At 63.2% G+C, this 15027-nt stretch carries 11 protein-coding genes; 4 read left to right on the forward strand and 7 right to left on the reverse strand.

Translation table 11 applies throughout. From position 1 onward, the window contains the following. Window positions 1-7: 7 nt before the first annotated feature. Together ABIV12_RS03990 and ABIV12_RS03995 are read right to left on the reverse strand one after the other, a co-directional pair. Complete coding sequence (locus tag ABIV12_RS03990) at window positions 8-925, reverse strand: sensor domain-containing protein (RefSeq protein WP_348056466.1); 918 nt, start codon at window positions 923-925, stop codon at window positions 8-10. Continuing rightward, complete coding sequence (locus ABIV12_RS03995; protein ID WP_348056468.1) at window positions 922-1287, reverse strand: PadR family transcriptional regulator; 366 nt, start codon at window positions 1285-1287, stop codon at window positions 922-924. Before ABIV12_RS03995 ends, ABIV12_RS03990 begins: the two co-directional genes overlap by 4 nt. A gap of 358 nt (window positions 1288-1645) precedes the next feature. On the opposite strand from ABIV12_RS03995, the gene ABIV12_RS04000 reads away from it, so the two are divergent. From ABIV12_RS04000 to ABIV12_RS04010, 3 genes are all read left to right on the forward strand, one after another. Continuing rightward, the gene (locus tag ABIV12_RS04000; RefSeq protein ID WP_348056470.1) at window positions 1646-2314 is read left to right on the forward strand and encodes a response regulator transcription factor; all 669 of its coding nucleotides are present in this window, start codon (window positions 1646-1648) and stop codon (window positions 2312-2314) included. A gap of 68 nt (window positions 2315-2382) precedes the next feature. Further along, entirely contained in the window at window positions 2383-4212 is a 1830-nt protein-coding gene (locus ABIV12_RS04005) for a 7TM diverse intracellular signaling domain-containing protein (RefSeq protein WP_348056472.1), read from the forward strand. A 289-nt stretch (window positions 4213-4501) separates the two neighbouring features. Next, window positions 4502-7732: a choice-of-anchor Q domain-containing protein gene (locus ABIV12_RS04010; RefSeq protein ID WP_348056474.1), complete on the forward strand. Its 3231-nt coding sequence runs from the start codon at window positions 4502-4504 to the stop codon at window positions 7730-7732. 120 nt (window positions 7733-7852) lie between these two features. On the opposite strand, the gene ABIV12_RS04015 is transcribed toward ABIV12_RS04010, so the two are convergent. Beyond that, window positions 7853-9652, reverse strand: coding sequence for a glucan ABC transporter ATP-binding protein/ permease (locus ABIV12_RS04015; protein WP_348056476.1), 1800 nt, complete (start codon window positions 9650-9652; stop codon window positions 7853-7855). A gap of 232 nt (window positions 9653-9884) precedes the next feature. Between ABIV12_RS04015 and ABIV12_RS04020 the strand changes: the two genes are divergently transcribed. Further along, window positions 9885-10595 (forward strand): PDZ domain-containing protein, encoded by a 711-nt coding sequence (locus tag ABIV12_RS04020; protein WP_348056478.1) that lies wholly within the window; start codon window positions 9885-9887, stop codon window positions 10593-10595. Window positions 10596-10701: 106 nt separating this feature from the next. On the opposite strand, the gene pnp is transcribed toward ABIV12_RS04020, so the two are convergent. The 4 genes from pnp to rbfA form a co-directional block, all read right to left on the reverse strand. Next, entirely contained in the window at window positions 10702-12807 is a 2106-nt protein-coding gene (gene pnp / locus ABIV12_RS04025; RefSeq protein ID WP_348056479.1) for a polyribonucleotide nucleotidyltransferase, read from the reverse strand. Window positions 12808-12957: 150 nt separating this feature from the next. After that, window positions 12958-13227 (reverse strand): 30S ribosomal protein S15, encoded by a 270-nt coding sequence (gene rpsO, locus ABIV12_RS04030; RefSeq protein ID WP_348056481.1) that lies wholly within the window; start codon window positions 13225-13227, stop codon window positions 12958-12960. A 344-nt stretch (window positions 13228-13571) separates the two neighbouring features. After that, window positions 13572-14495 (reverse strand): tRNA pseudouridine(55) synthase TruB, encoded by a 924-nt coding sequence (gene truB / locus ABIV12_RS04035; RefSeq protein WP_348056483.1) that lies wholly within the window; start codon window positions 14493-14495, stop codon window positions 13572-13574. A gap of 181 nt (window positions 14496-14676) precedes the next feature. Continuing rightward, the gene (gene rbfA, locus ABIV12_RS04040) at window positions 14677-15024 is read right to left on the reverse strand and encodes a 30S ribosome-binding factor RbfA (protein WP_348056487.1); all 348 of its coding nucleotides are present in this window, start codon (window positions 15022-15024) and stop codon (window positions 14677-14679) included. Window positions 15025-15027: the final 3 nt, after the last annotated feature.

Below are 15027 nucleotides of genomic sequence, written 5' to 3' on the forward strand. Positions count from 1 at the left end.
ACAACCGCTACGCGGCCGACTTCACCAGAAGATGCTTGGCAATGCCGCCCTGCATCCGCCCGATCCCGCGAGCGAGATGCAGCATCGTAAACAGTGCGATCACACCGAGGACGAACGCCAGAGGCGCAACCAGCAGCGTTGGCAGCACCGGTTCGCCGTCGAAGTAGAACCCGACATTGCCATCGAACATGCCCATGTGCGCCATCACCGCCGCGATCGGCGTCAGCATCAGTCCCAGCGACAACGCAATGCCGACCACCGCGATCGTGAAGTAGACGATTCCCAGCGGCAGCATCAGCACCATGTAGGCGAGCGTCGACCAGGTCCGCGGGTCGGTGAACATCTGGCCGACACGGCCTTTCCAGGACGTGGCCATGTCGTTCGCATACCGCGGACGGCGCGGCATGCGCTCGCCCAGCATCACCTCGATGATGCGACCCTCGACGAGCGAAAGAACGCGTACCGTGCCGAAGAACAGCACCGCGAAGGCGACGCCGAAGATCAGGATCGACAGACCGATCGACAGCGAAAGCCCGGTGACCGCCCAGGTAAAATAGAAGATGCCGGTGGCCATCGACAACAGCATGTAGAAGAGCGATGCATACGCGCGCGGATCGGCCGCAATGCCGAAGAATCGACCCAGCGCACTCCGGCGTCGCGGCGGCGGCGGTGACCGCAACGCCTCCTCGACCTGCTGTTCCTTCACCACGTAGATCGCGGCCACTTCGTCCGGAGCCCCGTAACTGTTTGCAATCTTTGCAAGGATCTCGGACTCGCTCCGGCCGGGGTTCTCGGCCATCTCCGATCGAAGATGATCTTCCGCGTCATACAACGCGTCCTGCACCAGCGCCGGATCGGCCCGTCGCAGTGCGATCCGCAGTTGATCGAGATACTCTGGGATCGTGCGCGGCATCTGGGTAGTCATGTAGAGCCCTCCTCCAAAACGGTGTTCACGAAATCGCGGGTCGCGGTCCATGCAGAGGTCCATTGCGCGAGCACGCGTCGCCCGATCGGCGTGATGCGGTAATAACGACGCGGCGGACCAGAAACAGAAGGTTCGGTTTCACTGGCGAGCAGCCCCGACGATTCCAGGCTGCGCAACACCGGATACAGCGCGCTCTGCTTTCCACTGAGCACGCCCTCGCCGGTTTCCTCCAGCTGCTTGGCGATCTGGTAGCCGTACATCGGCTTCTTCGCCCCGGCGAGCACCGCCAGCAGCACCAGCGAGACGATGCCGGCGCTCAGTTCCTTGTGGAATTTCCACAAATGGGTTTCTGTTTCGACCATGACCCTGCCATCGACCTGCGTATAGGCGTGGGTTGATCATAGTGTGGAGTTGATACTAGTGAATGGGCCGGAGGTCATGGTTTACACATGGACGAATCCGAAGCGTCATGTGCAAGGACGATCAGACCGGAAGCAGTCGGATCCCGTGCACGGGCATTTACCTCTCACTTGCAACGCTCGCACGTGCCGAATGGCTGTTTTTTCGTCGCATGCCGCGGTCGCGCACATTTCTTGGCTGGTCGACTCCACACGCGCGATGACGCTGCGGCATGTCGAGCGCAGAGAGTGGGCAGAGGCATCGACCTTGCTACTATTGCGGGCGGCGCTTCACGGGGAGCGCGTTTGACGCACGGACACGATGCCGCTTCCAATCCTCATCGTCGACGATGAAGTCCTCATGCAACGCCGCCTTTGCAAGGTGCTTGGCGGATTGGGGTACACGCCGGATCGGTTGCGCTGCGCAGACGGCATCGAACAGGCACACAAACTGGTGCAGGCGGAAACATTCTCCCTCGCACTGGTCGACCTCGGCCTCGGCGACGGCAACGGCATCGAACTGGTGCAGTGGTTGCGCCGACGCGATGAAGCGGTACCGATCCTCGTCGTTTCGCAATGGAACACCGAGCGCACCATCGTCGATGCGTTGCGTGCAGGCGCAACCGGCTATGTGCTGAAAGGTCGCGACGATCTCGAGATCGCGGTCTGCCTGCGCAGTGCGCTGGCGGGCGGCGCGCCGATCGACCCGTTCATTGCCCGGCACATCCTGGCGCAGTTCCATGCGCCGACGAGGCCGGAGAGCACCGGGATGAGCGACACCGGCCCGCCAACTGCGCCGCCGCTCAGCCAACGCGAGGTGCAGATCCTCTCATTCGTGACGAAAGGTCTGACCAATCGCGAGATCGGCGAACTGCTGGCGATCTCGCAGCGCACCGTTGAAAACCACGTCCACCAGATCTATCGAAAACTGGATGTCCATTCGCGCACGGAAGCGGTGTTTGAAGCGCGCGCGCAAGGTCTGGTGAAGTGACGGACCGGGTCGCACCACCGCGGAAAGCCACGCAACCTGCGCGGCGCGCTACACCATCGCGGTGGATCGTGCTGGGGCTGTTCCTGCTGCTGCAATCCATCACACCTGCCAGCGCATTCGCGGTCGTCGATACACCACGGATCGAAGCAGTGCGTGCGGATGCGGCCTCGACGTCGGCGCCTGTGGACGGATGGATCGACGTCACGTTGCCCGATGACTGGAGCACCCGCTGGCCCACCTACGACGGCGTGACGTGGTATCGCGTGACGTGGAAGCAATCGCATCTAGACCCCGACGCCGAACCGGCCGCGTTTGTCGAATACCTGAACATGGCCGGCGTGATCGATTTCAACGGCGCAACGCTGGTACGTGATCGCAGCCTGGTCGAACCGCTGGCGCGGATGTGGAATGTGCCGCGGTTGCTTGCGTTGCCAACCGCGCTGCTCCGCGGCGACAACACGCTGACGGTCCGCATCAGCGGCATGGCGGCCTATCAGCCGGGTCTCGGGCCGGTGCACATCGGTCCGATGTCGACGATGAGCGCGCTCTACGAACGCGAATTCCGGTTGCGCTACGACCTTCAGCTTTTTGGCCTTGCGATCGGTGTCACGCTCGGGAGTTTCTTTCTCGTGCTGTGGTTCATGCGCCGACGCGAAACCGCATACGGCTGGTTCGGCGCGCTGCAGATTGCGTGGCTTGCGGTCGCAATCAACCAGATCTCGACCAGCACATGGCCGTTCACCACCACCGATGCCTGGGAAGCGTTCAACACGATCGGCCTGCTCGTCTTCATGGGCTGCTGGGGAACGTTCGTCCTGCGTTTCTGCGGTCGGCGCTGGCCACGTGTCGAACGGCCGATGTGGATCGCGCTCGCGCTCGGCTGCACGTGGGTGATGCTTGCGCCGCATGAGTCCATGCGCAACACGCGCGATGTGCTGACCATCCTTGCAACCGTGCTGGGACTTGGATGGAACGTCGCCTTCATCGTGTTCGCCTGGCGTCGCGACGGACGGCTCGACCAGCGCCTGTTGTCGATCTGCGCGATTGCGTGGCTGGCCGCGGGTGTGCACGACGCGTTCGTGTTCACCCGATTGCTCGACAGCAACATGTACTACTCGACGTTGTCGGAAAATCTCTCGGTGATTGCAGTCGCGTTCGTCCTTGCATGGAATTTCGTGCACAACCTTCGACGCATCGAAGGCTTCAACGACGAGTTGATCGGGAAGATTGACGTCGCGCGACGCGAACTGGCGGACACGTTGCAGCGTCAGCACGAACGCGAAGTCGTGCGCGCGCGCCAGGGTGAGCGGCTTGGCCTTGCGCATGACCTGCACGATGGACTGAGCGGCGCATTGGTCAGCAACATCCTGCGGCTCGAACATGCGCCGGAGTCGATGACCCCGGCCGCGACGCTCGCCGCATTCAAGGAATTGCGCGACGACCTGCACCTGATCATCGACACGTCGACGGGGTATGAAAGCGGTCGCAATTCGCTCGCAGAGTTACTGGTGCCGCTGCGCTTCCGGATGACGCGGCTGCTCGAAGGCCACGACATCACATGCCGATGGATTCTGGGCGGACTCGACACTGTGTTCCTGGTGACGTCGGCAAGCCTGGATCTGCTGCGCATGGTCCAGGAGGCGCTCGTCAATGTACTGAAACACTCGGGAGCGCGGAGCGTGTCCATCGAACTGGCGGCAGTCGATGCGCAGTTGAGTCTCACGATCACCGACGATGGCGTTGGCTTCGTGCAATCTCCTGAACAGCCGACTGCCGGCACCGGATTGCGCAGCTTGCGCGCGCGGGCGCTAAGGCTGCAGGCGGCGATCTCGATCGATTCGCGACCGGGTGCAACGACTGTGCATGTTCGTGTGCCGCTGGTTGCGTCTGCGACCTGACACGACTCGTTGTCGCCTCGAGCGCTGTGGGTCAAGCTGCGCAAGTCGGGAGCGTCGCCACGTACCGACCAAACCCTGGAGCCGTGAGTGGGGTTCCGGGAGCGACGCGTTGTGTTGGAACGTCGCACATTGGACGCACGCGGAGCGCAAGTCCCGCCACTAGGTAGTTCTACCCATCGACCCGTTGCGCCGACGGCAGCATCCTCGCGCGGCGCCGCGCCCTTCCTCGAAGCCGTGCCGCGCGCAGGTCGCGGAGTTCCGCGGGCCGAACGCCAAGGGGAGTATCGAAATGCAATTTTCCATTTGCGCTCGCGCGCTGACCGCCATGCTGGCTGTCGCAGGCGCACCATCGGCGGACGCAGCAACCTGGCGGGTCCTTGGCGACGGCGAACCGGCAAGCGTCGGGTCGGCCAGTTGCGATGCCGGCGCACACACCTGCGCAACCTTGCGCGATGCGGTGAACGCGTCGGCATCGGGCGACACGATCGTGTTCGACCCGCTACTCGATGGCCAGACCATCTCCCTGACGCTGTCGACGAATCCGCTCGGTTGCGTGACCAGCGACGCGACGACCTGCACGGGTGAGGGCACGCTTGGCCGCCAGTTCGGACCGTCGGCGTTCTTTCTTGAAGGCAACAAGACGCTGTCCATCGACGCGACGGCAAACAGCCTCACTCAAGGCGTGACGATCGCTCGTGACGCGGGTGCGAGCGCGTTCCGCTTGTTCGACATCGCGCCGGCCAGCACCCTCAATCTCAAGGGATTGAACTTGAGCAATGGCCTGGCGCAGGGCTTCAATACGCTGTACGGCGGCGGTTCGCTCGGCGCAGGCGGCGCAGTCTTCAATCAGGGCACATTGACGATCGATCGCTGCACATTGACGACAAACGCGGCACAGGGCGGTTCCGCAGCGGACGACATACCCAATGGCGGATTTGGCGGCGGTGGCGTCGGGCAGAATTCGCCGAAGCCTTCCAGCAACGGGAATGGCGGCGGGCCCAACGGCGGCCTTGGCAATGTCGCCAATACGCCCAATCCCGGCGCGCCTGGTGGTTTCGGCGGTGGCGGCGGCGGCGGCTATGGGGGGCCGGGAGCTGTAGGCGGCTTCGGCGGCGGGGGCGGCGGCGGCGGAAGCTTTGGTGGATTTCGAAACGGCGGAAACGGTGGGTTCGGCGGCGGTGGCGGCGGCGGATACGGTCCCCCGGCGGTTGGCGGCGCGGCGGGCTTTGCCGGTGGCGCCGGCGGACAGAGCACCGGTGGCGGCGGTGCCGGGCTCGGCGGCGCGATTTTCAACGATGCCGGATCGGTCACGATCACCAACGCAAGCCTGGTCGGCAACACTGCCGTCGGCGGCGCCACGTTCGGTATCGGTGGCGGCTCCTCCAGCGGATCGGGGTACGGCGGCGCCGTGTTCAACTACAACGGCACGGTCGTCCTCGACTTCGCCACGCTCTCCGGAAACAGCGTTGGCGCAGGGGGTAGCGGCGGCGATGCCGGCGCGGGCGCGATCTATAGCGTTGGTGATTCGCAAGCGGCTTGCAGCGCCGGCGGCAATGCGTGCGCGGCGAACGGCGCGACGCTGTCGATCAGCCATTCGGTCGCAGCAAACAGTATTGGCACGTCAACCGATGTCGTGTTCGATCGTCGTAACGGAGGCATTCATTCCGGCAGCGGCCTCGGCAACTTTATCGGCACCATCGCGGCGCTCAACGGCGCCATCTCGACCTTCGTCAACGTGGTCAATCCTGCAGGCGTGACGGATCCCCTGCTCGCCGCAGCGCTCGATGCCAACGGTGGTTTCGGGCTTACCTTGATGCCGCAAGTCGGCAGTCTGCTGATTGACGCGGCCAACGATGGGTGCAGCCCGGGCGTGGACCAGCGCGGAATTGCGCGACCGCAAGGCACCCTGTGCGACATCGGTGCGGTGGAAGTGCGCGGTTCCAGGCTGATGGTCGACTTCACGGCGCCGGGTGGCAGCGTGCAATCGGTGAGCCCTCAACCTCTGGTAGGCGGCATCAGCAATTGCTCGATCGATGGGGGTACGTGTTCTGCGCGCTTCTCGCGTGAGAGCGGTCCGCCAGCCATCGTGCTGTCCTACGCGACCAGTAGCGGTGATCACCTGGCCGATGTGCTCAGCAACTGCGGCGCCACTGCCGACACCACAACATCACAGATCACGATCGATGCACTCGTTGCAGACTGCACGGTGCACATCACGTTCGCGCCGAATTCGGTCGGAGGAACGGTGCAGGGTCTGACCGGCAGCGGGCTCACGTTGCATCTGGATCCAGGCGACGGTGGTGCGGGCGAAGACCTGGCCGTGACGGCCGGTGCAAACAGCTTCGTGTTCGCCACCGCCTTGAATCAGGGCGCGACGTACGCGGTCACGATCGGCGCGCAACCCGCATCGCAGGTGTGTTCGATCACCAACGGCAGCGGCGTGATTGACGACACTGTCGACAACGTCCTCGTGCAATGCGACGCGGCGTTGTACACGATCGGCGGCATGGCCAGTGGCGTCAGCGGCGCCGGGCTCGTGCTGCAACTCAACGGCGCAAACAACCTGCCGGTGGTCGACGGTGGCTTCGTGTTCCCGGCCGCGCTTCCCACGGGCAGCAATTACATCGTCTCGATTCTCGCCACGCCCGCTGGACGAGTCTGTTCGCTGACCAATGCCGGTGGCGTCGTCGGAACCGCGAACATCCCCGACGTTGCGGTCGACTGCGTCGCGGGACAGGCGCAACTGGCGGTGTCGATCGATGATGGTCGCGTCTTCGCCCGCTTCGGTCAGATCGTCGACTACGTGGTGACCTTGACCAATAGCGGGAGCGCCACTGCAAGTTCGCTCACGGTGTCGTTCACTCCATCCGCCGGCCTCGATGAGGCGAATGCACACGCGACGTGCCTGGGGACCGGTGATGGCGCGAGTTGCGACGTGAACGGGAGCGATCCCCTGCAGTACACGGTTACGTTGCCAGCGGATCGCAGCCTCACATGGCTCGTTTCGCTCCCGGTCCGCATCGATGCGACCGCTCCGACGGTCGAGCTCGGCGTTCTTGCGACGGGTGCGACCGCGGCCGTCGATACCGATACGCTGGTGCTGTTCCGCGATGGTTTCGACGACCCGTACGGCGACGGCGCGCGCGGCGCGACCGTGATCGACGGTACGGCGGCACAGCGCATCCTCGACGGCAATGCGGTGCAATCGCTTCACGTTCCCGCCAGGTCCGCCGCCGCGATCACGCCGATGCTGATCGTCCGCGATCGCACGCGCGAATTGCGCATCGAGCGGTTTTCCAGCGCTGGCCAGGACTTCGTACGCCTCGGGCAGCACGACGCAATGCGCGACGACGTCGTCAGTGACTGGACGGCGTTGGGCGGTGCAGCGCTGTTGACGCTCGGTCGCCTGGATGCGGCGCGCGATGGTCAAGGCGAGCCCGCGTCGACCGACGCGAAAGCTGATTCGTCGACGCCTGTGTTCGTGTTGGAAGGAGCGACCGCACCGATTGTGCTGCCCTGACAGCAGCACGCGGCGCGTTCAACATCCGAACGATTCAACCACCGCGAATCCACGCGAGCAGGCCGAAACGCGTTGTCGTAAGGCGCGTTCCCGGCCTGCGAACCGGATCGACCACAAGCGCTACCCCATCGCATTTTCCGCTTCGACCGCCCGCGACTCTTCGATGTCGACGTCGTCGGCTTCCGCATCGGCAACAAACTTGCCCTGGCTGTCCAGTTCGGCAAAGAGTCCGCCCATCTTCACCAGTTCGTCGTAACGACCCTGCTCGACGAGTGCGCCATCTTTCAGCACGAGAATGATGTCGGCATTGCGCACCGTTGAAAGCCGATGCGCGATCACGAACGTGGTGCGGTTCTGCGTCAGCTTGTTCAATGCACGCTGGATGCGCGCCTCGGTCACGTTGTCGAGTGCGCTGGTCGCCTCGTCGAGAATCAGGATCGGCGCATCTTTCAGCATCGCGCGTGCAATCGACAGGCGCTGCCGTTCCCCACCCGACAACGAGCGACCCCGTTCGGCGACCAGCGTCGCATACCCGTCGGGTTTGACGATCACGAAGCTGTGCGCATCGGCGGCTTCGGCAGCTGCCTGCAATTCCTCGTCCGTCGCGTCCGGCTTGCCGATGCGCAGGTTGTCGGCGATCGACCGGTAAAACAGACCGGGATCCTGGAACACCACCGCAATGTGCTCGCGCAAGCTGTGCACGCCGACGGTGCGGATGTCGATTCCATCGATGGTGATGCGCCCTTCGCTGGGATCGTAGGCGCGGTACAGCAGGCTGAGCGCGGTCGTCTTGCCGGCGCCGGTTGGACCGACAATCGCTGCAGTGCCGCCGGCTGGCACGCGGAAACTCAGGTGCCGGATCGCCGGATGCGAAACGTCGTATCCGAACGACACGTTCTCGAACGCCACTTCTCCGCGCAGGTCCGCCGGCAAGTCCTTCGCCATGTGCTCGTCGTGGATCACCGCAGGAGTGTCGAGCACAGCGAAGAAATCGGACAACGACGGAATCTGGAAAAACAGGCTGGAGATGAAGCTCGCGAACTGTTCGAGTCGACTGATCAACTGCATGGAGAAACCGACGAAAAAGATGATTTCGCCAATCGGCGCCTGCCCCTTGCCGTTGAGTGACGCGCCCAGCGCGAACATCGCAACGATCGTCAGCGTGCTGGCTGCACGATTGGCAACCGACAACCATGCCCAGCCGCGCAACACCGGATATTGGGCGGTCAACACCTTGCGCACGAGCCCCTTGATCGCTGCAACTTCGGCGGAAATGCGCGAAAAGCTTTGCACCACCATCACGTTGCCGAATACATCTCCGACCCGTTCGGAAATCGCGTGGTGCAACTGCTCCACGTCACCTTGCGCCTTGTGGGTCCGACGCATCGCAATCGCGTTGAACACCGCGAAACTGACCATCAGCGCGATCATCAGCAACGCCAGTTTCCAGTTCATGTGCAATGCCACCGGCACCATCACGAAAATCGTCAGCAGCGTCGACAGATGCTCGCGGAAGAATCCAAGCCAGATCGAGAACAGGTTGCTGCTGCCGGTGTGCATGATGCGCAGCAGGCGACCGGTGTGGTGCTGGCCGTGGAATGCGAGCGGCAAGCCGATCGAATGCTCGAAAAACTGCGCGATCACGGCGAGCCGGCGCCGGTGTGCGAGGCGATCCGAATAAAGTGAGACCAGCACGCTTGCCAGGACGCCGGCGAAGCCGACGACGGCCCACCAACCAATGTACCGCCAGGCATCGCCGTGACCTTTGTCCGACAGCGCCTGGACCACACGACCGAAGAGCCAGGGCTCGAGGAAAAATACCCCCGCCAGCGAGAGGTTCGCCAGAGCAAGGATGATCGCGAGCCCCCTTTCCGGTCGCAGGAGCGCGATGACGCGGAAATAGATGCGCAGAATCGGCATGGGGAAACCTCGAATCGTGGATTGTTCATGCTAGCAAACGCGGAGGCGTTGACGACGTGGAAAATGGAATTGAACCGCGACGCTGACGCACCACGCATGAGTTCCGTGCGGAGACCGCCACGCCGAGTCGATCCATCCGGCACTGTGGACCCTTGACTCGTTGCCCTGTCGCATCAGCGGCAGATTCATCACCAAACGCGCGACAATCGAACAATCAATCTCCGGAATGCCCATGAAAGCCCAACTCGTCCTGTCAGCCCTTCTCCTGCTCAGCGGATGTGCCACGGTCCAGCGCAGCGGCGTCATCCAACCGGCGGCCGCCGATCGCCGCTACGAGATCGAGTCCGGTCGCGATGCGACGATGGTTGCCGAAATGCGGGCGGCACCGGTGACGGCGCCTGCCGAGATCACGCTCGGAAGGAATCCAACCGGTGATGCAGCCCGACTTGCAGCGCAGGGATTCGTGAAGATCGGCACGGGACACACGCCGGGCGCCGAGAGCGATGCGCGGGACGAAGCGATGAAACGGGCGCTTGTCGTCGGGGCGGAAAAAGTCCTGTTGTATCCGCCGGAGGCGACCGACAACGGTCCGACGAATGCGCTGGGCGGCGATTGGATCGCGTTGTACTTCGTGCGGTTCAAGTTGCCGTTTGGCGCGACGTTCCGTGACCTGCGGCCGCAGGAGCGCGCGCAAGGCGGCGACAACGTCAAGTCTGGCGGGATTGCGATCGGCTCGGTGATTGGTGGAACGCCGGCGTCGCGTGCGAACCTGCGCGCTGGCGACATCGTCATCGCAGTGGATGGCAAGTCCATTGCCGACCGCACGTCATTTCAGTCGATGTTGAAGGCGAGCGCCGGGCGATCGGTCAAGCTCACCCTCGTGCGCAACGGCGAGACGCTGGTGCGCGTGGTGAAGCTCGGGACGATGCGCGAAGCGGGGTAACGACTGCATCGATCGCCAACGACGCGATCCGTAAACCATCCGAGCAGATCACGCACAAAAAAAAGGCGGGCACATGGCCCGCCTTTTTTCAGGACAACTGCAAAAATCAGGTCGACGCCGTTTCGTCTTCCTCGACTGCCTTCATCGACAGGCGGATGCGGCCCTGCTTGTCGACTTCGAGCACCTTGACCTTGACGATGTCGCCTTCCTTCAGCTTGTCGGACACCTTCTCGACGCGCTCGCTGGAGATCTGCGACACGTGCACGAGGCCATCCTTGCCCGGCATGATCGTGACGAATGCACCGAAGTCCATCAGCTTGGCGACCTTGCCTTCGTAGATGCGACCCGGCTCGACGTCGGAGGTGATCTGCTCGATGCGCTTCTTCGCCGCGTCACCCGCTTCACGGTTGACCGAGGCGATGATCACCGTGCCGTCGTCATTGATGTCGATCGTTGCGCCGGTTTCCTCGGTGATCGAGCGGATCGTGGTGCCGCCCTTGCCGATCACTTCGCGGATCTTGTCCGGATGGATCTTCATGGTGATCAGACGCGGCGCAAACTCGCTCATCTCGGTACGCGAGGTGGTGAGGCACTTTGCCATCTCGCCGAGGATATACAGGCGACCCTGCTTGGCCTGGGCCAGCGCGGCGCGCATGATTTCCTCGGTGATGCCGTCGATCTTGATGTCCATCTGCAGCGCGCTGATACCCGTTTCGGTACCGGCGACCTTGAAGTCCATGTCGCCGAGGTGATCCTCGTCGCCGAGGATGTCGGACAGCACGACGAAGTCGTTGCCTTCCTTCACAAGACCCATCGCAATGCCGGCGACCGGCGCGGTCAGCGGAACGCCCGCATCCATCATCGCAAGCGACGAACCGCACACCGACGCCATCGACGACGAACCGTTGGACTCGGTGATCTCGGAGACCACGCGCAGCACGTACGGGAACGACTCGATCGACGGCTTGACCGCCTGGACGCCGCGCTTGGCGAGACGGCCGTGGCCGATTTCGCGCCGCTTCGGGCCCATCATGCGGCCGGTTTCACCGACCGAGAACGGCGGGAAGTTGTAGTGGAACAGGAACGGATCCTTCGACTCGCCTTCGGGCGCGTCGATGATCTGCGCGTCGCGCGTGGTGCCGAGCGTGACGACGACCAGCGCCTGCGTCTCGCCGCGCGTAAACAGAGCCGAGCCATGGGTGCGCGGCAAAACGCCGACGCGTGCGGTGATCGGCCGGACCGTGTCGAGCGCGCGTCCATCGATGCGCACCTTGGTCTTCAGAACGCCATCACGCAGCGTGCGGTATTCGACGTCGCCGAACGCGGCGCCGATGTCGGCATCACTCCAGCCACCGGCAGCCGACTTCTCTGCAATCGCGGCCTTCACTTCCGACTTCAACGCGGATGCCGCATCGCGACGGGCCAGCTTGTCGCGAATCTGGAACACGTCGGTGAAACGCGTTCCGATTGCGCCTTCGATCGCGCTGTACAGCGCTTCGTTGCGCACCGGCGCTTCCCACTTGAATGTCTTGCGACCGGCTTCGGCGACAAACGCGTTGATCGTGTCGATCGCGACCTGCATCTGCTGGTGACCGAACACCACCGCGCCGAGCATCACGTCTTCGCTCAACAACTTCGCTTCCGATTCAACCATCAGCACCGCGTTGGCGGTGCCGGCAACGACGAGGTTGAGGTCGGAGGTCGCGGTCTGCGCGGCTGTCGGGTTGAGGATGTACGCACCGTTCGTGTAGCCGATGCGGGCAGCGCCGATCGGACCCTTGAACGGGATGCCGGCGAGCATCAACGCGGCCGACGCGCCGAGCAGCGCGGGGATGTCGCCATCGACTTCCGGGTTCATCGAAACGACCGTCGCGATGACCTGCACTTCGTTCTTGAACTCTTCCGGGAACAGCGGACGCACCGGACGGTCGATCAGTCGCGAGGTCAGCGTTTCCTTTTCGGTCTGGCGTCCTTCGCGCTTGAAGAAGCCACCGGGGATGCGACCGGCCGAATAGAACTTTTCCGCGTAGTCGACGGTGAGGGGAAAGAAATCCTGTCCCTCGCGTGCCTTGGTCGCCGCGACTGCGGTCACCAGAACGACGGTCCCGCCCATGCTGACGAGAACGGCGCCACCGGCCTGGCGGGCGATTTCACCCGTCTCCAGCGTGACTTCATGACTACCGTACTGGAATGACTTGCTGACTTTCGCCACGTTGATGTGTCCTGCTTGTCTTGTTGGAGAAGTGCGGCCATGGATGGCCGCTCTTGATCTTCGCGTTCACGGATGAACGCATGAAAAAACAAGTGCGGCCACTACTGACCCACCCTGAATCTTCGCGTTCGCGAACGAACGCGCATTGTCCTATCGGCGGAGACCGAGGCGCTCGATAAGCGTCTTGTACCGGTCATTGTCCTTCGTCTTGAGGTAACCGAGCAGGCGACGACGCTGGTTGACCATTTTCAGCAGCCCACGACGCGAGTGATGATCCTTCGCGTGGTCGGCAAAATGCTTGCTGAGGTCTTCGATGCGGGCGGACAGCAGCGCCACCTGGACTTCCGGCGAACCGGTGTCGTTGGCGACGCGACCGTAGTCGGTGATGATCTTGCTGGTCTGTTCGTTGGAAAGGGGCATTTCAATGAATCCTAGAAGCAATGGCGAGACTTGCGAACGACCACTCGCACAAACGACTCGATGGTGAAGACGATCGCGGTCGTGATGGAACCGGCAGGGCAAGCGATACGGCGTCGATGCCGGACCGCCGCAGCGCGCGGCAATGGTCGTTCGCAAGCCCCGCAGGGTTGGTCGGACAATGGTAGGGAACGGGGTATTTTAGCGGGCGCAGGGGTTCAGGAACAAGCATTTGACCGCGTTGAGGCCACTCCGGGTAAAACCAATTGCAAATTGCAGCCCGGGCATTCGGTTTGAGGCTCGCGAAACTCATGTTCGCAGTCGGACGAGAGTGGCGTGCGCACGGCTCAGGTCGGGTTGAAGCCTCTCAAGGGCCGCAATCGGCCTTCCGCCGCATATTCGACCAGCGCAATGGCACGACCTTCGTCATCGATCGCGACGCACCGTCCTGGCGGTGCATCGGCGGATTCGATCATTTGACCTTGACGCAGCCGCTGCACCTGCAGCGCGTCGATGACGACCTGCGGATAGCCTGCGAGACCATCTTCGAGAGGGATGAGGTGCCGGTCGAGCGCCGACGGGCCCGCCGCGGCCAGCTCCTCCAAGGCTTCGAGAGTGATCATCAAAGGGGTTCGGAACGGCTCGACCCACAGCCGGCGCAATGCGGTGACGTGCGCGCCGCAACCCAGCTGTTCACCGAGATCGCGCACGAGGCTGCGCACATACGTGCCGGAGCCGCATTCCACCTGCAGCCGCAGACGATCGCCAGCGCGTTCGAGCAACCGGAAGCGATGGACATCCACTTCCCGCGCCGGCGCAGTCACATCCTCGCCACGTCGCGCGCGCTTGTAGAGGGGAACGCCGGCTTGCTTCAGCGCGGAGTAGATTGGAGGAATCTGCGTGATGCGACCGGTCAACCTGGCGAGTTCCGCCTCGATCCGGACGTCGTCGATCGCCGGCACATCACGCGTGAGGACGATCTCCCCCTCGGCATCTTCGGTCGTTGTCGTGACTCCGAGCAGGCACTCGGTTTCGTAGGCCTTGCGCGATCCGAGTAGAAGCCCGGCGATCTTCGTCGCTTCGCCGAAGCAGATCGGCAACAGGCCTGTGGCGAGCGGATCGAGGCTGCCGGTATGGCCGCCCTTGTCCGCCCGAAACAGCCAGCGGACTTTCTGCAATGCCTGATTGGAGCTCAGGCCTGCAGGTTTGTCGAACAGCACGATGCCGCTGACGTTGCGCCACGCGGCGCGTCCGCTGGAATTCTTCGACACGTCGTCACCAGAAAAAAGCGGCTGAAGCCGCTCCGACAGATTCCACACCGCTTCCCTTCCCTGCACAGCGGGGCAAGTTGCACGTGGAGAAGAGAGCGCTATTCGTTGGAGCGCACCCTCGGATCAAGAGCGCCCCCCATCTGCCTTCGGCACCTTCCCCCGCGCTGCGGGGAAGGAAACATCAGGCGTTTGGATCGCGCAGCAATTTTTCGATGCGCTCGCCCTTGTCGACCGAATCGTCGTACTTGAAGCGCAATTCGGGAACACGGCGAAGCTTCATCGACTGCGACAGGACGTGGCGGAATTCCTTCGCCAACTCGTTCAGCGCCGACACTGCTTCCTTCGATTCGTCTCCAATCAACGCGGTGACGTAGATCGTCGCCGAATCAAGGTCACGCGTGACTTCGACATCTGACACGCTGACCGACGGCAGCGCATGCTCGCGAACGGCTGCATGCACCAGCAATGCAATCTCGCGCCGCAGTTCTGCGGAGACGCGGTCGGAACGCTTGAAGTCTCTGGAAGGCATGGG

The organism is Dokdonella sp., assembly GCF_039926425.1.
Lineage (GTDB): Bacteria > Pseudomonadota > Gammaproteobacteria > Xanthomonadales > Rhodanobacteraceae > Dokdonella_A.